At 69.4% G+C, this 20,410-nt stretch carries 18 protein-coding genes and 2 pseudogenes; 6 read left to right on the top strand and 14 right to left on the bottom strand.

The window, feature by feature from the left end; translation table 11 throughout:
• Window positions 1-85: 85 nt before the first annotated feature.
• From DAT35_RS01250 to DAT35_RS01230, 5 genes are all read right to left on the bottom strand, one after another.
• Complete coding sequence (locus DAT35_RS01250; RefSeq protein ID WP_108065019.1) at window positions 86-2,296, bottom strand: ATP-grasp domain-containing protein; 2,211 nt, start codon at window positions 2,294-2,296, stop codon at window positions 86-88.
• On the bottom strand, window positions 2,281-2,913 hold the full coding sequence (locus tag DAT35_RS01245; RefSeq protein WP_369945015.1) for an RDD family protein: 633 nt from the start codon (window positions 2,911-2,913) through the stop codon (window positions 2,281-2,283). The genes DAT35_RS01250 and DAT35_RS01245 overlap by 16 nt, the downstream gene beginning before the upstream one ends.
• Entirely contained in the window at window positions 2,910-3,455 is a 546-nt protein-coding gene (locus tag DAT35_RS01240) for a hypothetical protein (RefSeq protein ID WP_108065018.1), read from the bottom strand. Before DAT35_RS01240 ends, DAT35_RS01245 begins: the two co-directional genes overlap by 4 nt.
• A 74-nt stretch (window positions 3,456-3,529) precedes the next feature.
• Window positions 3,530-4,501 (bottom strand): porphobilinogen synthase, encoded by a 972-nt coding sequence (hemB, locus tag DAT35_RS01235; protein WP_108065017.1) that lies wholly within the window; start codon window positions 4,499-4,501, stop codon window positions 3,530-3,532.
• A 58-nt stretch (window positions 4,502-4,559) separates the two neighbouring features.
• On the bottom strand, window positions 4,560-4,769 hold the full coding sequence (locus DAT35_RS01230) for a hypothetical protein (RefSeq protein WP_108065016.1): 210 nt from the start codon (window positions 4,767-4,769) through the stop codon (window positions 4,560-4,562).
• Between the two features lie 242 nt (window positions 4,770-5,011).
• On the opposite strand from DAT35_RS01230, the gene DAT35_RS01225 reads away from it, so the two are divergent.
• The 3 genes from DAT35_RS01225 to DAT35_RS01215 are packed head-to-tail and all read left to right on the top strand — an operon-like array spanning window position 5,012 to window position 7,883.
• Window positions 5,012-5,920, top strand: a complete 909-nt coding sequence (locus tag DAT35_RS01225) for an ABC transporter ATP-binding protein (RefSeq protein WP_233261294.1) — start codon at window positions 5,012-5,014, stop codon at window positions 5,918-5,920.
• Window positions 5,917-6,753: a hypothetical protein gene (locus DAT35_RS01220; RefSeq protein WP_108065014.1), complete on the top strand. Its 837-nt coding sequence runs from the start codon at window positions 5,917-5,919 to the stop codon at window positions 6,751-6,753. Before DAT35_RS01225 ends, DAT35_RS01220 begins: the two co-directional genes overlap by 4 nt.
• On the top strand, window positions 6,753-7,883 hold the full coding sequence (locus DAT35_RS01215) for a hypothetical protein (RefSeq protein ID WP_108065013.1): 1,131 nt from the start codon (window positions 6,753-6,755) through the stop codon (window positions 7,881-7,883). The genes DAT35_RS01220 and DAT35_RS01215 overlap by 1 nt, the downstream gene beginning before the upstream one ends.
• 9 nt (window positions 7,884-7,892) lie before the next feature.
• On the opposite strand, the gene DAT35_RS01210 is transcribed toward DAT35_RS01215, so the two are convergent.
• The 3 genes from DAT35_RS01210 to DAT35_RS01200 all read right to left on the bottom strand — a co-directional run bounded on the left by DAT35_RS01210 (window position 7,893) and on the right by DAT35_RS01200 (window position 10,937).
• Window positions 7,893-8,645 carry a tRNA1(Val) (adenine(37)-N6)-methyltransferase gene (locus DAT35_RS01210; RefSeq protein WP_108065012.1) on the bottom strand — a complete coding sequence of 251 codons (753 nt, stop codon included), beginning with the start codon at window positions 8,643-8,645 and terminating at the stop codon, window positions 7,893-7,895.
• 54 nt (window positions 8,646-8,699) lie between these two features.
• Complete coding sequence (locus DAT35_RS01205) at window positions 8,700-9,845, bottom strand: DUF1015 family protein (RefSeq protein WP_108065011.1); 1,146 nt, start codon at window positions 9,843-9,845, stop codon at window positions 8,700-8,702.
• 66 nt (window positions 9,846-9,911) lie between these two features.
• Window positions 9,912-10,937, bottom strand: coding sequence for a hypothetical protein (locus DAT35_RS01200; RefSeq protein ID WP_233261240.1), 1,026 nt, complete (start codon window positions 10,935-10,937; stop codon window positions 9,912-9,914).
• Between the two features lie 226 nt (window positions 10,938-11,163).
• Between DAT35_RS01200 and DAT35_RS01195 the strand changes: the two genes are divergently transcribed.
• Window positions 11,164-11,484 (top strand): polyhydroxyalkanoic acid system family protein, encoded by a 321-nt coding sequence (locus DAT35_RS01195; protein WP_108065010.1) that lies wholly within the window; start codon window positions 11,164-11,166, stop codon window positions 11,482-11,484.
• A 4-nt stretch (window positions 11,485-11,488) separates the two neighbouring features.
• On the opposite strand, the gene DAT35_RS01190 is transcribed toward DAT35_RS01195, so the two are convergent.
• The 6 genes from DAT35_RS01190 to DAT35_RS01165 are packed head-to-tail and all read right to left on the bottom strand — an operon-like array spanning window position 11,489 to window position 18,643.
• Complete coding sequence (locus DAT35_RS01190; RefSeq protein WP_108065009.1) at window positions 11,489-13,195, bottom strand: protein-glutamate O-methyltransferase; 1,707 nt, start codon at window positions 13,193-13,195, stop codon at window positions 11,489-11,491.
• Window positions 13,189-14,196, bottom strand: coding sequence for a chemotaxis protein CheB (locus DAT35_RS01185; protein WP_199242766.1), 1,008 nt, complete (start codon window positions 14,194-14,196; stop codon window positions 13,189-13,191). The genes DAT35_RS01190 and DAT35_RS01185 overlap by 7 nt, the downstream gene beginning before the upstream one ends.
• Window positions 14,197-14,215: 19 nt before the next feature.
• Window positions 14,216-16,504 carry a hybrid sensor histidine kinase/response regulator gene (locus DAT35_RS01180; protein ID WP_108065007.1) on the bottom strand — a complete coding sequence of 763 codons (2,289 nt, stop codon included), beginning with the start codon at window positions 16,502-16,504 and terminating at the stop codon, window positions 14,216-14,218.
• A gap of 53 nt (window positions 16,505-16,557) precedes the next feature.
• Window positions 16,558-17,781: a methyl-accepting chemotaxis protein gene (locus DAT35_RS01175; protein ID WP_108065006.1), complete on the bottom strand. Its 1,224-nt coding sequence runs from the start codon at window positions 17,779-17,781 to the stop codon at window positions 16,558-16,560.
• A 5-nt stretch (window positions 17,782-17,786) separates the two neighbouring features.
• Window positions 17,787-18,164 (bottom strand): Frizzy aggregation protein FrzB, encoded by a 378-nt coding sequence (locus DAT35_RS01170; RefSeq protein WP_108065005.1) that lies wholly within the window; start codon window positions 18,162-18,164, stop codon window positions 17,787-17,789.
• Window positions 18,161-18,643: a chemotaxis protein CheW gene (locus tag DAT35_RS01165; protein ID WP_108065599.1), complete on the bottom strand. Its 483-nt coding sequence runs from the start codon at window positions 18,641-18,643 to the stop codon at window positions 18,161-18,163. The genes DAT35_RS01170 and DAT35_RS01165 overlap by 4 nt, the downstream gene beginning before the upstream one ends.
• 141 nt (window positions 18,644-18,784) lie before the next feature.
• Here DAT35_RS01165 and DAT35_RS01160 point away from each other — a divergent pair.
• Window positions 18,785-19,087 (top strand): annotated as a pseudogene (locus DAT35_RS01160) (response regulator); the annotation flags it as partial.
• Window positions 19,088-19,861: 774 nt separating this feature from the next.
• Window positions 19,862-20,407 (top strand): annotated as a pseudogene (locus DAT35_RS01155) (response regulator); the annotation flags it as partial.
• Window positions 20,408-20,410: the final 3 nt, after the last annotated feature.

Raw genomic sequence — 20,410 nt, 5'->3', positions numbered from 1 at the left:
ATGACGAAGCCCGGCACATGGGGCGAACTTCCCACCCACGTACCGGGCCGTGTGACGAAACGCCGCTCGGGGCGGCCGTCAGGCGTCAGCCCGCCTTCATCTCCATGCTCACCCGAGCCGCCGTCTCGCCGGACGAGGACGACCCGGAGCCCGAGCCACCCGCGGCCATGGCTCCGGCCTTCTCCTCGGCCAGGGTGGCCTTCTCGATGGCGGCCTTCTCCAGCGCCAGCTTCATCAGCGCGCTCTCATCCGCCGCACGCCGTGCCTCCCGCTCCTTGTAGCGGCGGATGGCGGGGGCCATGATCTCTCCAATGAGCGCCCGGTAGTCCATGCCGGCTCCCTGCGCGATCAGCACCAGGTCGCTCCACCCCGGCGTGAGCCCCGGCAGCGGGTTGCACTCGATGAAGTAGATGCGGCCCTTGTCGTCCATGCGGAAGTCGATTCGCGCCACGTCCCGGCACCCCAGCGCCATGAACGAGTTGCGCGCCGCCGCCCTCAGCTTCTCCAGCAGCGCGGGCTCGATCTTCGCCGGCGCGTCGTACCGGATGCGATCGTTCCAATCCAGCTTGTGCTGGAAGCTGTAGATGGGCGTCCGGTCCTCCTTGTCCAGGAAGACGATCTCCATCGGTGGCAGCACGCGCGGGCGGCGCTCGCCCAGCAGGCCCACCGTGAACTCTCGTCCGCCGATGTACTCCTCGATGAGCGCGGCCTGCTGGTACTTGGTGACGATCTCCTTCACCACCTCACGCAGCTCCGCCTCGCTGTGGCAGACGCTCTTGCTCACCACACCCTTGGAGGAGCCCTCGGCCACCGGCTTCACGATGAGCGGGAAGGTGGTGAACTGCTTGTCGAGCCGCTCCTTGCCCGTGTGCATGAGCTGGAAGTTCGGCGTGTGGATGCCCGCCTGGCGCACGATCTTCTTCGCCAGCGCCTTGTCCAGCGCGATCGACAGCGTGGCCGGATCACTCCCCGTGTACGGGATGTCCAGCAGCTCCAGCATGGCCGGCACCTGGCTCTCGCGGTTGCGGCCCTTGAAGCCCTCGGCGATGTTGAACACGATGTCGAGCGGCGTGCTGGCCAGCACGCTGGGCAGCTCCGCCGTGGCCTCCAGGTCCACCACCTCGTGGCCCCACGATGCAATCGCCTCGCGGATGGCCTGCAGCGTGGTGGGCGAGTCGTACTCGGCCTCGCTGTCCTCCAGCGCCGTGCCATCCGCCGCCACCGGCTTCACTCGCTTCACGTTGTAGGTGAAGCCCACGCGCAGCGGGCCCGACTTGCGCGTCGGCTTGCCCTGGCGCTTGCCGTCCTTGATCTTGTAGCGCCGCGCCGCACTCAGGATGATGGCGTTCACGACGCCGTCCAGGTGCACGCCCTCCATGGCCGCCGCCGCGTAGATGCCCGCCCCCGGCTCCAGGCTGGGCAGCGCGTTGATCTCCAGGAAGTACGGCACCCCCGCGTCACTGAGCCGGAAGTCGATGCGTCCCAGATCCCTGCAATCGAGCACCTGGAAGATCTTCTTCGACATGTTGCGCATCTCCTCGGCCACCTTCGCGGGGATGTTGGCCGGGGCGCGCACCTTGACGGCGCTCTCCTTCTTCGTCTTCAGCTCGTAGTCGTAGATGGCGTACTTGCGGCCCGCAATGGCCGCCGGATCGATGTCGTACTCCACCGGGCTGAGCACGCCGTCATGGTCGTTCTGCACCGCCGACAGGTACGGGACGGTGATGTCCGTGCCGATGATGAACTCCTCCACCAGAACACCGGCCGGGTAGCGCGCCAGCGCCTGGGCCACCTTCTCGCGCGCCTGCTCGACCGTCTCGGCCACCGAGTCCTGGGTGATGCCCTTGGAGGAGCCCTCGAAGTTGGGCTTGATGATGAGGGGGAAGCGCAGGTCCTCGACCTTGAGCTCGTTGAGCTTCTCGACGAACTGCCAGCCGGGGGTGCGCACCCCGTGCTTGGACAGCACGAGCTTGGTGAGCTGCTTGTCCAGCGTCACCGCCAGCGCGTACGCGTCCGAGCCGGTGTACGCGAAGCCGAGCTCCTCGAAGAGCGCCGGGTAGAAGGCCTCGCGGAAGCGGCCTCGGCGTCCCTCGGCGATGTTGAAGATGAGGTCCGGGCTGTACGCCTCGAGCCGCGCCACGGTACGGGAGGCCGGGCCACTCACCTCGAAGCGCTCCAGCCGGTGGCCGAGCCGCTCGATGGCGGCCGCCAACGTGTTCACCGTTTCCTGGGTATCGAACTCCGCCTCGTCTTCCGAGTCGGACAACCTGAGGTTGTAGGTCAGCGCGATGCGCAAGGCTTTCCCCTTCTGGACTTCTTGAACGTGCGGAACCGGCGGACCCGGGCCGCGGACAAAAAACGACCCGGGACGCGAGCGGGCGCCACGGGCGTGCGTGCTGCAACCGTTGCTCCGGCGACGACCTTCCCGTCCACCACCTGCGTCTGGGCCCACGTGTCACCGAGCCGCCAGCCGAGCGGATCCCTCACCACGCGCAGGGCCTCGACGCCGCCGATGACCACCAGGCCGGCGAGCCCCGCGACCAGGCCCAGGGGCGGAGGCATCATCCCCAGCAGGACGATGAGCGCCAGCGGCGCGTTGCGCAGGGTGCTGTCGCGGTGGCGTGCGGCGGACTGCGTGGGCAGGTGCATCACCTTCACGCCGAAGATGCGCTTGCCCACGCTCTGGCCCTGGAGCATGCCGTCGGCCAGCAGCAGGAAGAGCAGCGCCACCACGCCGCCGGCGGCGCCGCACACCACATGGAGGCCCCAGGCCACGGCCACGTCCACGATGCGCGCGCCCAGCCGCATCCACAGCGAGGCCTTGGGATAGGGCGAGCCGAGCTCCTCCCCTTCGTGCACGACGCGCAGGCCAGGACGGCGGGGGGCGGAGTAGACCGGATGGGAGGCGCTCACTCGTCGGGCTCCAGGATCAGTCCCCGCTCGGGGCGCTCCGGCTCATCCAGGCCCGCGAGCTGCGCGAGCCGTTCATGGGCGCTCACCATGCCCGGAGGCCGTTGGTAGGTAGAGGACGAAGCGGCGGCATTGCCGGTGAAGTCCGGCGAGGCCACCAGCGCGGCCGTGGGCGAGCCCGTCTCGGACATCTCCCGGAGCCGGCTCCGCGCGGACTCCACGTCATGCGTCGCGGGCTCTCCCTCGCGGGTGAAGAAGACGAAGGCCATGGCCGGACGCTTGGAGGACTCGCGCATGGCGAACTGCACGCCATCGAGCGTCCAACCTTTGGAGCTCCACTCATTCACGGTGCGCTCGAGCGTGCCTTCGTCGACGGTGGACAGCTCGACGACCTTGTACTGGAGCGGGCCCGTGGGACGCGGAGTGGCGGCGGGCACGGCGGGACGGGCGGCACCCGGACGCTTGCCAGCGCGCAGGGGGCGCCGGGTCGCTGTCGGGGGTGCCGCCTTTCGAGGCGGGGGCCGTTTCTTCTTGCGGGTGGCCATGGCCAATTCTGGATCTTTGCCCTCAGTCGGGGGGGTGGGCGCAAGCACCTCGTGGAGATGCTACGCCGCAACCGTCAACCGATCAGCTTTGCGGCTTCCAGCGAGTGGTAGGTGATGATGAGGTCCGAGCCGGCGCGCTTGATGGACGTGAGAATCTCCAGCATCAGCCGATCTCCGTCGATCCACCCGTTCTGGGCGGCAGCCTTCACCATGGAGTACTCGGCGGACACGTTGTAGGCGACCACCGGCACGTCCACGCGCTCGCGCACCCGGTGGATGACGTCCAGGTAGGACAGCGCGGGCTTCACCATGATCATGTCCGCGCCCTCCTCCAGGTCCAGGTCGACCTCCTTGAGGGCCTCGCGCACGTTGCCCGGATCCATCTGGTGGGTGCGGCGATCGCCGAACTGGGGCGTGCTCTGGGCGGCCTCGCGGAAGGGCCCGTAGAAGCCCGAGGCGTACTTGGCGGCGTAGGAGAGGATGGGGATCTCCGTGAGCTTCACCTCGTCGAGCGCCGCGCGGATGGCGGCGACCCGCCCGTCCATCATGTCCGAGGGGGCGATGACGTCCGCGCCGGCCTGGGCGCACGTCACCGCCATCTGGGCGAGCAGCGGCAGCGTGGCGTCGTTGGCGACGTGGCCGCCCTCGATGACGCCGCAGTGACCGTGGTCGGTGTACTCGCACAGGCACACGTCCACGATGACGAGCATGTCCGGGATGGCGTTCTTGATCTCCCGGACGGCGCGCTGGACGATGCCCTCGCGCGCATAGGCCTGGGAGCCCACGGCGTCCTTGTGATCCGGGATGCCGAAGAGGAGCACCGCAGGCACGCCGAGCGCCTTGGCCTGCTTCGCCTCGGCGACGGCATGCTCCAGCGAGAGGTTGAACACGCCCGGCATGGAGCCGATCGGCCGGCGGACGTCACGACCCTCGACGACGAAGAGCGGATAGATGAAGTCCGAGGGAGCGAGCGTGGTCTCTCGCACCATCTCTCGAAGGGCCGCGGAGCGGCGCAGACGGCGGGGGCGATGGATCGGAAAAGACATGTGCCGACGGTATAAACCCTCGGCGCCCCCCGGGAAGGAATTCTCGCTTCGAGGCTGCCTAGACAGTAGCCAGGCGCCAGCTTTCGGTAAGCCAACCGCGCTTTCGGGCCAGGCGGGCGGCCCTGCGTTCTGCCAGCTCGGCCTCGTGGACGGCGCGGGCATAGCGCGTCCGGGCCGCCTCCGTGTTCACCATCAGACCCTGCTCTGCCTCGGCCAGCTCCCTGCGGGCCGCACGCAACTCCTGCTCCATTGGATTGATCGTCGACATGGGTGGTGCCTCCTGTGCCTGGAAGGCTGTGCACACCCCGGGCCACCCGACATCCCCGCCCAAAGGTGCGAAACGTCGAAGCCGGTGTGGCCCGGGAGCCACTGAAACCCGGAAAGAAGGTGCGAATGGCGCTTCCCAGGGTGCGCAAGGGACGTGACGAGCGGACAGGACGCGGGCTCGACCGGTGGCCCGTCTGGAGTGCGAGGCAATCGAGGGGCGTGCTCCGTCGTAAAGTGCCCATCGTGCCAGCCATCGAAGTTATTGGACTCCGCAAGACGTACCGCCGCGCGTTCCGCAGCGGACACGAGGCGCTGCGGGGTGTGGATCTCTCCGTGCCGGAAGGCAGTGCGTTCGGGCTGATCGGCCCGAACGGCGCGGGGAAGACGACGTTCATCAAGAGCATCCTCGGCATCGTGCAGCCCACGGAGGGAAGCGTGCGGGTACTCGGAGGGTCGCCGGAGGACCCGGGCATCCGGGCCCGCATCGGCTACCTGCCCGAGCGCCTGCACCTGCCGGGCGCGTGGACGGCGCCAGCGTTCCTGGCCACGGTGACGAAGCTCAAGGGACAGAAACCGAACAAGGCCGCGACCCTGCGGCTGCTGGAGCGCGTGGGACTGGCGGACGCGGTGGGCCGGCGCATCGGCGGCTACTCGAAGGGCATGAGGCAGCGCCTGGGGCTGGCGGCGGCGCTGCTGGGCAACCCTGACCTGCTCATCCTGGACGAGCCCACGGACGGTATCGATCCCATGGGCCGGGTGGAGGTGCGGCGGATCCTCCAGGAGGAGGTGCAGCGAGGCACCACGCTCTTCCTCAACTCGCACCTGCTGGCGGAGACCGAGCGGCTGTGCAACCGGGTGGCGATCCTCGGGGAGGGCAAGGTGCTGCGCGAGGGACGGCTGGAGGAGCTGTCTCGGGGCGGCTCGCGGTGGGCGGTGCGCTTCGCGCCAGGAGCGGACGGGGGCGCGCTGACGGGAGCGGGCTTCACGGCGGGAGGTTCCGAGGGGCTGTACCACGTGGAAGCTCCGGACGTGGCGGGGCTGAACGTGGCGCTGGACAAGGCGAGAGCCGCGGGAGCGCTGCTGGTGGAGCTCAAGCGGGACGGGCAGGACCTGGAGGCCGTGCTGGCCTCGGCCATGGGGGTGGCGGCATGAGGGGCGTGGTGGGGATCGCGGGCTACGTGTTGCGCGAGGCGGCGTCGCGCAAGTTCATCCTGGCCTTCCTGTTGGGCGTGACGGCGGTGCTGGTGACGCTGTCGCTGAGCCTGAAGATCGAGGTGGTGGATGGGGCGCTGGCGGCCTCGCGGCTGTTCGGCGAGGCGATGCGCATGGACATCCGCGCGGTGGACGTGGCGCTCAAGCCGGTGTTCATGGCGGCGGCGGCGGTCGTCTTCTATGGCGGCATCCTGTTCGGCATCGTGGCGTGCTCGGACTTCGCGCCGAGCCTGCTGTCCCCGGGCCGCATCGAGCACCTGCTCGCCCTGCCCTTGCGCCGCTGGCACATCCTGGCCGGAACGTTCCTCGGGGTGATGACGCTGGCGGTGCTCGGCGCGCTGTACGGCTCGCTGGGGCTGGTGCTCATCTTCGGGGTGAAGACGGGGTATTGGACGGCGGGGCCGATCATCGCGGCGCTGCTGGCGTGCGTGAGCTTCGCGGCCGTGTACGCGGTGATGCTGACGACGGCGACGCTGGTGCGCAGCGCGGCGCTGTGCGCGGCACTGGGTGGCATCACGCTGGTGGCGGGCATCCTCGCGGGCTACCGGACGAAGATCGCGCCCTTCCTCGAGGAGGGGCTGAGCCGGAACCTCTTCAAGGGGGTGACGATGCTGCTGCCGCGGCTGTCCTCGCTGGCGCAGGCGAGCATGGACCTGGCGGCCTCGACGCCGCTGGGGGTGCAGTCGCTGGCGATGCTGCTGGTGGGCGTGTTCGTGTTCGGAATGGGAGTGCTGGCCGTGGGCTTCTGGTGGTTCGAGGGGAGGGATTACTGATGCAGCGGCGTCGTGGACTGTGGCTGGTATTCGCGGTGGTGCTGTTCGGCCTGGCCGCATGGCTGATGCTGTCCGGTCAGGGCGAGGAGGAGGCCCCTCCCCCGCCGAAGGTGGCGTTCCCGAACCGGCTGCGGCCGCAGGAGCGCGAGCGCATGGAGAAGCGGCGGACGTACGTGCTGCCGGTGGTGGACGCGGGGACGGCGGTGGAGCAGAAGCCGGTGCGGCCGCGCGACCCGGTGCTGGCGGCACTGCCTCGGGGCAAGGGGAAGACGGCGATGGTCATCGAGGCCAATGCCATCCGCCACTCGCCCATCGGAGAGCTGCTGCTGGAGTGCTTGATGAACCGGGGCGGCGAGGACCTGGCGCGGTTCAAGCAGGAGACGGGCGTGGACCCGTTGCAGGACCTGGACCGGCTGGTCATCACGGATGACGGGGTGATCGTCTCGGGGAACTTCGGGGACAAGCGCCTGAAGGACCTGCTCTCGAGCAGGGGATCGACGAACTACGACTACGGCGACGAAGCGCGCCTCTTCGAGCCCCAGTTCGAGCGCAATCTGCCGGATGGGGGAGTGGCGCGGCGGCGCGGGCCACAGGTGGGCCTGTGGAACGATCAGATGCTGGTGTTCGGCAGGTCCCCAGACAGGGTGAAGGAGGTCATCGACCGGGTGGAGGGGCGCGGACCAGACGAGCCACCGGTGATCTCCGAGGGCAGCACGTACGGGGAGATGTACGGGGTGATCTCCGTGGAGCAGCTCAAGAAGATGTTCCCGTCGGAGCAGCAGGAGCTGGCGGCGAAGCTGGCCGAGGTGGCGGAGAACGTGGAGCTGCACGTGGACGCGAGCTCGGACTTCGCGATGACGGCACAGGTGACGGGGCCGAACGCGGACAAGGTGACGGACCTGGGCAAGTCGCTCGGGGGTGCGCTGTCTCTGGCGCGGATGAAGGCGCAGGCCGAGGGCGAGAAGGAGCTGGCGCAACTGCTGGACTTCGCGAAGGTGCGGCCGGACGGCGACGAGTTCAAGCTGGAGCTGGCGGTGCCGCTCGAGGTCATCAAGCAGCAACTGGCCTTCTGCCGCGAGCAGCAGAACGCCCAGAGCGAGAACCCGCAGGAGGCCAGCCCCACGCCGTGAAGGCCCGCCCTACTCCACCATCGCGCTGACCTCGCGGGAGAACGCCTGCTCGTCATCGGCGTGGATGACGAGCGGGGGCAGCACGGTCATCCCGGTGGGAGCCCCCTTCACCGCGTGCATCAACACGAGCTTCGCGGGCCGCCCCGCTCGCGAGTGCACCATGCGCGCGGTCCTCGGCTCCAGGTTCCCCGCGCGCAACGCCGCCATCAGTTCGGACAGCCGTGAGGCCGGGTACACCAGGCAGAAGCTCCCCCGGCCCCTCAAGAGATACGTCGCCGAGCCCACCACGTCCGCGAGCTCGCAGGCGATCTCGTGCCGCGCCAGCGCCTTCTCCATGTCCGTGCTGATCCTCCCCTGCTCCCGTGCCCGGTACGGCGGATTGCACACCACGTGCGAAAAGCTGGCCTTCGGAAACAGCCGGTCCACGCAGCGCAGATCCCCTCGCACCAGCGACACCTCGCGCTCGCAGCGGTTGAGGTGCACGTTGCGCTCGGCGAGGGAGAACAGGCGCGGCTGCAGCTCCAGCCCGGTGATGCTGTCGCAGCCCAACCGCCGCGCGAGGATGAGGGGGATGATGCCGCAGCCCGTGCCCAGGTCCATCAACCGTCCCCGCACCGTCCCGGCCTCGTAGATGGCGAAGTGCGCGAGCAGCACCGGATCCAACGTGAAACGGTATCCGCGGCGGCGCTGGAGCACCCTCACCTCACCGCCACAGATGGAGTCGAGCGTCTCTCCAGAGCCGGGCCGGAGCTCGAGCGGCATGCGCTGAGGCCACTCCAGCGCTTCTGACGAGAGAATGCCCACCCAGGCCCCCTCTCAGACCTCCGGATCCAGGAACAGGAGCCCGGCCGGAAGCGAGGGCTCCACGCGGAGCGTCCGGGGCGGCAGCATCTGCGCCGCTTCCATCACCGCGCGGACCTCCCACAACGGCGGCGGGTTGAGCGCGAAGCCCACCTGGAACGTCCCCGCGTGGACGCCTCGCACCAGCGCATCCAGTCCCTGCACCGCGAACACCTGCGGGTGGCCGGGATCCTCGGGATCCTTGATGCCCAACACCGTGCGCAGCACCAGCGCGTTCAGCAGCGCCAGGTCCAGGCTGCGCAGCGTCGGGTTGCGCGGCGCGCCCTTCAGGTGCGCCAGGTCCAACCCCTGCCGGAAGCGGAGGATCTTCCCCCTCCCTCCGGGCAGCACCAGCAGCACCGCGTGGTGCCCGCGCACCAGCGTGGTCAGCCGCTCGTTGGCATGGGCCACGCCCCGGGACGTCGTGAGCGGCTCCTCCAGGTCATAGACGCGCGCATACGCCGTCACGAGCGCCAGAAACGTCTCCTCCTCGAAGGTCTCCAGCCCCTGGATGGCGCGGTGCACGGGCTCGAAGTGCAGCCCGGGATCCGACAGCGGCACGATGGCCGCCAGACTGGGCCTGCGCTCGTCCAACTCGGCCAGGGGACGCAGTGGCGCCTCGTCGAGCACCTCCTGGATGCGGCGGGCCATCGGCGAGGGCTCGATGCGCCGCAGGGACACCGGGGCGTCCTCGAACGTGCCCTGCCACACGGTGCTGCTGCGCTCGGCCGCCTCCGCCAGGAGGGCGCGGAGCACCCCGTGGTCGTCCGCCGCCAGCGTGACGGCCGGCTCCACCTGGGCCGAGCGTGGCCGGTAGGGCTCGGTCTCCAGGGGATCGGCCGCGTCGGGAGACAGCGCGCACAAGAGGAAGCGCACGGGAGGCCCTCCGAGCCGCCCGGCCGGGCTGTAGACCTCGGCCAGATACAAGGCGGGCCGCGTGTCGCGGAGGACGGAGCCGGCCTCCCTCAACCGCCCCAGCTCGGCCGTGGGGTCCACCCGATCCAACAGCGGCCGGATGAACGAGGACCGGGGCGGCGCATTGAAGGGGCAACCATCATCGTCGGCCGACAGGTGCGATTCGAGCGATGGGAGCAGTGCGGAGAATGGAAGGACGCGCGCCATATCCACAAAAGTGTGGACGCGCTCGCCCCCCTGCCACGGAGTCCTCTCGACAGAGGGGCAGGCGAGCTACCACCAGACGCAGCGGTAGGCCCTGGAGCGCCCCGAGCCACTCGGAGCCATGCTGGGGCGCTCGGCGGCCTCCTCCCACAGGAGGCTCACGGTGGTGATGGCGCCCGCCGAGCCGAGGAAGGCCAGCACGTAGGGCGTGGGCTGATTGAAGCCGCCCAGCACCAGCGCGGAGAGCACCAGCACCACGCCGCCCACGCCCGCCCCGAAGAGGTCCGCCCGGAGTATCTGCGCGGGGGTCGGGCTGTATTTCATCGTGGCCAGCGCGAGCGCCATCGCGCCGATTCCAGGCGCGATGAGCAGCGAGTCCGTCCATGTCTTCCCGGAGAGCTGCGAGCCTGAGAAGTGCACGACGGACAACAGGAGCGCGCCATAGATGAGGCCCCATCCGCCGCCCGAGGCGATCAGCAAACCATCGTTGAGCGGCAACTGACCGCCGCCGATCGACGCGGTGAGCCACGCGCCGAGCTCGGCGCCCAGGAAGGCGGACCAGGTCAGCAGGCTCGGATCGCGCGAGAGCATGTCCATGAAGCCCGCGGCGAACATGCCGCCTATGACGGAGTTAGTGATGCCGAAGTAGCCCATGGGCCTGTCGACCCAGTTGTAGAACTGCCACCACGCCGACGCGCCGAAGCCGAGCCCCGCACCGATGAGCGTGCCCGCCAGCATGGCCTCGCGCGAGCTGCGATCGAAGCTGAAGTCATGGGCGATGCCCTGGGTGAAGAAGCCGCCCAGGGCACCCATGATGGAGTGGTGCAGGATGAAGGTGAGGCTGCCGGGTCCGGACAGGAACGCGCCGTAGCGCAGGTGACCATCGAGGATGGCCCCATCGGACTCGGGAACCGACGTGGCGGCGGGAGGCAACTGCCCCTCCTGGGTGAGCGGCGCCTGGGGCTCGGTGCGCAGCGAGGCCGTGTCCGGCGGTCGCACGGGTGCATCCGAGGCGTACTCCTGCGCCTGGGCCGCACCCGGCGCGGAGAGCAGGAGGACGACGGCGAGGGACAACCAACGGTTCAGCGGGGACACTCGGCACACTCCTTGTCCGGACACGGCGGCATCAAACCCCAATGCGCGACCGACGCAGCGGGAATCTCATGAATTCACGGGGCGTCCGCCCCATTCATCCGGGAGCATGTCGACAGAGCGTGACAGCACTGTTGACTTCCGTTCTCCTGGCGGCGAGACCCAGGTTCCCCTACCGTTCCGGCATCACTAGACCGGGCGGGAACATCACGAACCCCAGGAGCGCCACATGGGCACGATGAAGTTCGAGGTCCCCCACACCCTCTCGAAGGACGACGCCAGGAAGCGCGTCGAGCAGCTCCTCAAGTACTGGACGGACAAGTACGGCGTGAAGGCCGACTGGTCTGGTGACGGTGCGAAGGTGATCGGCAAGGTGATGGGCATCAACCTCGATGCCAGCTTCACCATCACCGACGGAGCCATCCAGGGCGAGGGCACCGACCCCGGCATGTTGCTTCGGGGCCAGGCCAAGTCCTACCTGCAGAAGAAGTTCACCACCGTGCTGGACCCCAGCAAGAGCATCGACGACGTAGGCAAGGGCCTGGCGTAGCGGCTCAGATCAACGGTCCCTCCTCCAGCGCGGCGAGCGCATAACGCGCCGCGCGGGAGATGGCCTCGGCCGAGTCCGGCAGCTCCGGGTAGTGGCCGGCCAGCGGGCGTTGAGGGAAGCGCAACTGCGAGATGGCGTTGCGGTAGCTGCGCCGCGCCGCCTCGTGGTCCTTCAGCCGCTCATGCACCTGCGCCATCAGGTAGTGCCCGATGGCCAGCGAGGGCTCCAGGAAGAGCGCCTTGCCCAGCTCCGAGCGGGCCTCGGAGAGCTCTCCGGCCTGCAGCGCCGCCAGTCCGCCGAACACCCGCGCCTCCACGCACAGCGGCTCGCGGTTGATGGCCTGCCCGAACGCCTCGCGCGCGTCGACGCTCCGCCCCGTCAGCGAGTAGAGGTTGCCCACGGTGAGCAGCGCGTCCAGGTGGTTGGGCTCGTCAACCAGGAGCTGCTCCACGGTTGACACGGCGGACACGAAGTCACCGCGCTCAATCATCCGCACGGCCGCGTTCAGCCGCTCGCCCGGGGACAGCATCAGCGACCACGCGGGCTCACCCGTGCTCCTGCGCTCGCCACCCGCCGAGGGCACTTCGAGCGACTTCCGGGGCCGCTCGACGGAGACAGACGCGGGGCTCTTCGACGGGGACGCCTCGGATGCCCGGGCCACGGGCATGTCCGGTGGTGTCTTGCGCGGGGACGAGCCCACCTGAGGCTGCTTGGACGCATCGAGCGTCGTTTGCAGGGCCCGGGTGGACGGCAGCATGGAGCCCGTCTCCCGAGGCCTCGCGCCGCTTAGGGAGGCCGCGGACGCGGTGTCCGCCGGGCGATCCCCCACGGTCGGCAGCGAGCCGATCGTCATCGGCCTCGGGCCGGAACCCGGGGCACGCGGAGACAGCGACGTGGGCCGCCGGTAGACGAACGAGCCCTCCACCTCCACCATCTCGAAACGATCGTAGACCTTGAAGAGGCTCTCCGAGTAGCCCAGCAGCAACAGGGCCCCGGGCCGCAGCGCCGCGAGGAAGCGATCCATCAGCGCGCGGATGGTGGGCAGGTCGAAGTAGATGATGACGTTGCGGCAGAGGATGAGGTCCAACGACTCCGGCTTGACCTTCTCGAAGACGGGGACGGCGAGGTTCTGACCGTCGAAGCGGACATAGTCCTTGAGCGACGAGACGATCTCGAACCCGTCCTCCACGGGCCGGAAGAAGCGGACGCGACGATCGTGGGGGATGCTGGAGACGCGCCGCGACGAGAAGCGCCCCTGCCGCGCGGCCTCCACCGCGGCGAGGTTCAGGTCGGTGGCCCACAGGTCCACCTCGATGGGGAGCGCGCCCTGCTCGGCCAGCACCATGGCCAGGCTGTAGGGCTCCTCGCCGGTGGCGCATCCGGCGGACCAGATGGACACCCGGCGGTTCTCCCGCCGCGCCCGCCACAGCGCCTCCGGGAGGATGCGGCTCTCCAGCGCCCGGAACTGCTTGGGATCGCGGAAGAACTCCGTGTGCCCCACCGTGACGAGCGGCAGCAGCGCGCGCAGCTCGTCCTCCACGGTGCGCAGGCGCTTCACGTACTCCTCGGCATCCTCGATGCCCACCGCGGGCATGCGCGTGGACAGCGCCAGCCGGAGGCTGTGGTAGCCGTCGGGAGTGATCTTCAACCCCGCCCGTTCCAGCAGCAGGGAGGCCAGTTGCTGCAGGGCCCTGGAGGTCACCGTCAGCATGTCTGCACCCACTGGACGAGCATTGGTCCTATCTGATCGAGAGGCAGGATTTCCTCGGCAGCACCGAGCCGCACGGCCTCCTTGGGCATTCCGTACACGGCGCAACTCGCCTTGTCCTGGGCGATGGTGCGGCCACCGCGCTCGCGGATCTCCTTCAATCCCCGAGCGCCGTCGCGGCCCATGCCGGTGAGGATGACGCCCATCACGCGCGTCCCGAAGGTCTCCGCCGCCGACATCAACAACACGTCACACGAAGGCCGGAAGCCCCGCACTGGTGGACTCGGATCCAACGCCAGGCGGCCCCTGGAGCGCACCACCAGGTGCGAGCCCGAGCGCGCGATGTAGACGGAGCCGGGCACCATCTCCTCGCCGTCGGTGGCCTCCACCACGCGCAGCGGCGTCTCAGAACCGAGCCACTGGGCGAGGCCCTCGGTGAAGCCCTCGCTGATGTGCTGGCAGATGCACACGGGCGCGGGGAAGTCGCGGGGAAGCATCTTCAACACGATGGAGAGCGCCTTGGGCCCGCCGAGCGACGAAGCGATGGCCACCAGCGGGAACGGAGCATCGGTGGGCGGTGGGCGCACGTTCGGCTTCTGGGCCTGCACGGGGCGCGACACACGCACCTCGGCGAGCAGCATCAGCTTGCGGCTCACCGTCTGCCAGAAGTCGGTGCCAGGCTCGGTGGGCCGGTCCACCACGTCCACGGCCCCGTAGGCGAGCGCCTGGAAGGCCTCCGCGCCGGAGAGCACGCCCGGGTGGAGCGCGAGCACCGGCACGGGCCGCTCGGCCATCACCCGCTCGATCGCCTTGAGTGCATCCTGGCTGGACAGGTCCACCACGACCACGTCCGGATGCAGACGCTGCACGCCCTCCAACGCCTCGGAGAACTCGCAGACGTTGCCGGCCGGAGCGAGCACCACCCCGTCGAACAACCCCCGCGAGGCTCCCCGAAGAACCTCACCCACGAGCAACACCCGGTATGCGGACGCCCCGACGTCCAAGCAGCCCCCTTGAAATGACTCAGGTCAGACGATCGATGGTCTGAGCCAGACTCTCCACACCCAATTCGCCCTTGACCAGGTACGCATCGGCCCCCGCCTCGGCACCGCGCCGTCTGTCCTCCGGCGACGCGAGCGACGAGAGGATGATGACCGGAATGCGGGCCAGCCCCGCGGTGGACTTGAGCCGCCGCGAGAGCGAGAAACCATCCAGCCGGGGCATCTGCACGTCCGTGAGGATGAGGTCGTACGGCTGGGACTGGGCCTTGAGGAAGCCCTCCTCGCCATCCTGGGCCTCGTCCACGGTGTGCCCCAGCGCCTTGACGAGCGCGGACTCGGTGGCGCGAGCGATGGGCGAGTCGTCCACCAGCAGAACCCGCAGGCGCTTGGTGGCCTGGGACTGGGTGACGGGCCGCGCCATGCGACGCACCTCGGCCATGATGTCCGGCACGTGGAGGAGCACGGCGATGCGGCCGTCCTCCAGCGCGGCGGTGCCGGCGATGAAGGCAGCGCCCTTGAGGAACTCGCCGCCGCACGGCTTCACCGCCACCTCGCGCTCGTCCACGAAGCCATCCACCACCAGGGCGGCATGGTCGTCGCCATGGCGCACCACCACGGCGGGCGGCTTGTCGAAGCGGTTGCCTCCGTTGACGCCCAGCAGGGGCCCCAGGCCCACCAGCGCGATGGGCTTGCCCCGGTGCTTCACCGCCAGGGTGCCGAAGACCTCCATGCGGTCATCCGGCTTCACGCGCATCACCGCCACCACGTCGGCAGCGGGCATGCCGTAGACATCGTCGCCCAGGCGCACCAGCAGCACCTTCATCAACGCCAGCGACTGCGGCAGGCGCAGGGTGATGGAGGTGCCACGGCCAATGCGGCTGACGATGCCCACCGAGCCACCCAGCGACTCCACCTTCTTCTTGACGACGTCCATGCCCACACCGCGGCCGGAGATATCGGTGATCTCCTCGCGGGTGGAGAAGCCGGCGCGGAAGACGAGCTCGATGGCCTCGCGCTCGGAGAGGGCGGCGGCCTGCTGCTCGGTGAGCAGCCGCTTGCGGACGGCCACCTCCCGCAGCCGCTGCGGATCCATGCCGCGGCCGTCGTCATCCACCTCGATGCTGAGCATGTCGCCGTCGGCACGCACGCGGATGCGCAGGCGGCCCGCGGAGGGCTTGCCGAGCATGCGACGATCGTCGGGCGTCTCCAGGCCGTGGTCCACGCCGTTGCGCAGCAGGTGCACCAGGGCGTCACGCACGTCGGCCAGCATCGAGCGATCCACGCCGAGGTCGGCGTTCTCGATGACGAGATCCACCTCCTTGGCCTGGGCGCGAGCGATGTCACGCACGGCGCGCGGGAAGGCGTCGAAGACGGTGGACAGGGGCACGAGGCGGGCCTCGGCCACGTGGTCCGCCATCATCGACAGGTTGCCGTGCAACGTCTCGATGCCATCCCCGTTGTTGCGCACGAAGCGGAACGCGTCGTCGCGCAGCATGTGCAGGTCGCCCTCGATGCGCTCGAGATCGGTGCGCAGCACGTTGGGGACGTCGAGCTGCTCGGCCAGCTTGAGGAAGCGATCACCCAGGCGCGAGAAGCGCTGGAGCAACTCCTCGACCTCGGAGGCGCGCAGGCGTCCACGCGCGCTCTCCACCAGGAGATCTCCCGCGAGCAGACCGAGGGAGTCGAGCACCTCGACATTCACGCGGATGCTGCGGTCGGCGAGCGCCTTGGTGGTGTGCGTCTCCTCGTGGGCGTGCTCACCCTTGTGACCCCGGGGTGGGGCCGCGGGAGGAGCCGCCGGAGCTGGCGGAGGCGCGTAGACGGGCTCCGCGGGCTCGGGAGCCGCTTCCACGACCACGTTCGCCGCGGGCACCACCGGAATGGATGTCTGCGAGGGCGACCTGACGCCTCCGATGGGCGGTGCCGCATGCCCGGAGGCCGCGGCGAGCGCCTCGACCATCTCCTGGGAGGCCGGCGTGCCCGACTGGGCTCCGTCATTGTCCTCCAGGAGGTCCGAGATGATGTCGCATGCGCGCAGCAGGAGGTCCGTCGCCACTTCGGTGGCGGTCCTCCCGTCGCGCTCGGCACGTAGGACGTCCTCGGCCGCGTGCGCGAGCTGACCGATGGCGGCCAGACCCAGCATGCGGGCCTCGCCCTTCATCGTGTGCAGCTCGCGTGCGACCTCGTCCGCCGCCTGATCCGCGGTGGGCTTCTCGAGATCGAGCACGCCCAACTGGATCTTCTGGAGACGGTCTGCGCTGACCTCCTGAAACTTGCTCAGGAGGGATTTCTTGAGGGACTCGGTGTCCATGACCGGAGGGCGTCAGGACGGAGATCCGCCCCGTGCCCCTCCCCCTCCTCTTGTCAGTCGGCCTTGAAGCGCTTGATGAGCTCGGCGAGACGGCCGGCGAGCTGCGTGAGTTCCGCGGCGGCACCCGTGGCCTGCTTGGAGGCCTGGGTCGTCTGACGCGTCACATCCTCGATCTCCGCCATGGAGGCCACCACTTGCTCGGTGGCGGTGCGCTGCTGCTGGGTGGCGAGATTGATGACGCGGGCCGCGTCGCTCGTCTCCTGCACGCCGGCGAGGATTCCCTCGACGGCCTGCGCAGCCACCGCGCCCAGCTTCTCACCGGACTCCGTGGCCTCCTTGGAGGCATCCGCGGCGGTGCCGGCGGCGGCCGTGGCCTCGCGGATCTCGGTGATCAGGTTCTTGATCTCCTTGGTGGACTCCATGACGTTCTCCGCCAGGCGGCGCATTTCGGCCGCGACGATGGAGAAGCCCTTGCCCGCCTCACCGGCGCGGCTGCCCTCGAGGGCCGCGTTGAGCGCGAGCAGGTCCGAGCGGTCGGCGATCTCGTCGATCACCTCGACCACGGTGCCGATGCGCTCCACGCGCTTGGACAGCTTGGCGATGGAGTCGGCCACCGCGACGCCGTCGCTGCGGATCTGCTGCATGGCCTGGATGAACTCGCCGATGGCGCCCCGGCCCGCGCGAGCGGCACCCAGGGTCTCCTCGGCCACGCGCGCCACGCTGCCGGCGTTCTCGGCGATCTGCGCCGAGGCGTGCTTGAGCTCCTCCATGGTGGCCGTGGTCTCGTGGATGGCGGCGGCCTGTTCAGTGGAGGACGTTTCGTGCTGTGTGGAGGCCGCGAGCACCTGGTTGGCGGACGAGGACAGGCGCAGGGCCGCCTCGTTGATCTCCCGCACGAAGGTGCGCAGCGTTTCGATCACCTTGCCGAAGCCCTCGAGCAGGGGCCCGAGCTGGGGGTCTTCGGTGGAGGTGTTCCACTGGGCCAGGTCACCCTCGCGCACCAGGGTGATGAGCGCGTCGATGGCCTGATCGATCTCCTGGGCGGCCACCTGCTTGCGGCGCTCGGCGGCGGCATGACGATCGAGCAGCTGGTTGAAGAGGTTGGCCAGATCGGCGGCATCGTCCTCCAAGGCGCTCTTGGTCACGCGCGCCTCGAGATTGCCCGCCAACACCGCGATCACGGTGTCGGTGATGGGCTTGAGGGAGCCGGCCTTCTTCGAGCGAGGGGCGGGCCCCTCCGTCGGAACAACTTCGTTCTTCGTGTCAGCGGGGGACATTGCCGTCAGTGCCTTCCTTGAGCATTCAAGGTTTCAACAAGATCGATGAGCATCACGGGGCGTTCCTGGTCGAGGAACACACCGACCGCGTAGGGCGCGGCGCCAGCCACGAGGGGCAGACGCCGCAGGTCCATGATGGGGACGGGGCGCACGCCGCGGATGGCGTCCACCTTGAGGTGGCCCTCCCCTTCTGGGGTGTCGAACACGAGCACGCGATTGCCGCGCTTGAGTGGACCGAGATCTGGCAGCTCGAGATCATCCGGGTGCGAGCGGTCGATGCGCAGCACCTGCGACGCATCGGTGCCGTAGACGATGTCGCCGACCTCGAAGAAGAGGACGTCGACCTCGTTGAGCTCGGGCGAGTGATCATCGCCGTAGATCATCGCACCACCGCCCGCTGCCGGGCGCTCTGCAGCAACTTGGTGAAGTTGATGAGGGCGATCGCCTCCTGGGCCGTGGCCCCCTCGGCCACACCGAGCAGGTGCTCGACGGCCGCATCCCCACCCAGCGGAGGAGGGAGGATGTTGGCCAAGGGAATGCGCCGCAGGCCGAGCACCGCGTCCGCCACCACGCCGACGCGGTAGTTGCCGCTGGTGCCGATGAAGAGGCGGGTCCGAGGCCCGACGCGGGCCTCCCCCTTGCCAAGGAAGCGCAGGAGATCCATCACCGGGAGTACCTCGCCGCGATGGCCGGTAACACCCAGGAGGAAGGACGGAGTTCGAGGCAGGGGCGTGAGGAGCCCGGTGCGGATGACCTCGAGGACATTCTCGCTGGGAACCGCGAGGCGAAGCTCGCCCGCGCGGAAACAGAAGAATTCCTGCTCCGGCCGGGCCTGGCCTGCGATGGCTCGGTCGGGCGCCATCCGGAGCGCACGCTGGAGGGGAGTGTTGGTCAAGGCGCCAAAGTATCCGGAGGCTTGCGAAGTGGGTCAAGGGTGGACCGAATCACATGGTCCGGGCCCGCTCAACGGTGTAGGGTGACTGCTGTATTCCTGAGGAGGCAGATGTCTCGCGTACTGGTCATCGATGATAGCCCGATGCTGGTGGAACTCACCGTCAGGGCATTGGCCTCGGCTGGCTACCAGGCCACCGGGGCGACGGACCTGGCGAGCCTCGATCAGAAGCTCACCGAGGGACCGTTCGCGCTCATCCTCATGGACGTGAACATGCCGGAGATGTTCGGCGACGACGTCGTCGAGTACCTCCGCACCCAGAAGAAGGTCACCTCCAAGCTGGTGCTGTACTCGGACATCGCCGAGGAGGAGCTCGCGGCCAAGACACGCCAATCGGGTGCTGACGCCTATATCCTCAAGGGCGGCGGCCTGGAGGCGGTCATCGGCGGCATCATGCGGATCCTCGGCGCTCCCACCACGAGTGCGCCAGCTCCCGCACGACCCGTGGCGGCCCCAGCAGCCACCCTGGCTGCCCGTCCAGCGGGCACCGCCGCGGCCCCTCGCCCGCCCGCGGTGGCTCCGGCAACCCGTCCGCCCACCGCCACGGCCACTCCCCGGCCCGCCGGTCCTGGAGCACCCCAGACACCTGGAGTCCCTCCGCCGCGCGTCGCTCCAGCGGCCCAGGCCCAGGCGATTCCCGGTCCTCGTGCGCCCGCCGCGGGTCAGGTGGCTCAGCCTCGTCCGGCACAGACTCCAGTGGGAGCACATCCCGCTCCGGCGGCAGGCGCTCCAACGGCTCCGGCAGCCCCTCGTGCGCCCGTCGCGGGTCAGGTGGCTCAGCCTCGTCCGGTGGCTCATACGCCCGCGGCGGGAGCTCCGACTGCTGCTGGAGTTGCTCCTCGCGCGCCCGTCGCGGGTCAGGTGGCTCAGCCTCGTCCGGTGGCGCAGGCTCCCTCGGCGGGGGCTGCGGTCAACCCGGCCGCTGCGACGCCTCGCGCACCCGCGACTGCGGCCGCGGCACATCCGGCATCTCCTCCGGCGCAGGCTCCAGCGAGGCCCGTGGCTCCAGCGGCCGCGCACCCGACGGCTCCCGCCGCGCACCCAGCCCCGGCACATACCGCCGCTCCCGTGGCGCCTCGGGCGACCGCGCCCGTGCAGGCTCCCACGGCGGCTCCAGCTCCAGCGCAGCCGGCCGCTCAGCAACCCACGGCGGCTCCCGCACCGTCGGCTGCTCAACAGACTCCACCGGCGGCCACTCCGGCTCCCGCCGCGCCCTCCCCCGCCGCCGCGCCCGCTCCGGCCGCGACGGGTGGCTTCCCATCGGCCGCGAAGATGGCGGCCTCCGCCGGCAGGAAGCCCCGCATCCTCATCGTCGACGACAGCGAGATGACGGCGCGCATCATCGAAGCGGACCTGGTGACCAAGGGCTTCGAGGTGCACATCGCCGACTCCGCGGACAAGGCGACGAAGATCATCCTGAAGAAGCAGACGCGTCCGGATCTGGTCCTGCTGGACGTGCGCATGCCCAACGTGAACGGCGAGCAGTTCTGCCGGTTCATCAAGAGCAACAGCCTCTTCAAGGGCATCAAGGTGCTGCTGTGCTCCGGCGAGAACGTCGAGGAGTTGCAGCGCATCTGCCGTGAGGCCGGCGCCGACGGCTACGTGCCGAAGGACGCCGTGCTGGGCCATCTGGTGGCGAAGGAGCTCAACCCCGTCGCCACGGGCAACGAGTAGCCC

The organism is Vitiosangium sp. GDMCC 1.1324 (assembly GCF_003044305.1).
Lineage (GTDB): Bacteria > Myxococcota > Myxococcia > Myxococcales > Myxococcaceae > Archangium.
This window is presented reverse-complemented; position numbering and strand designations above follow the sequence as displayed.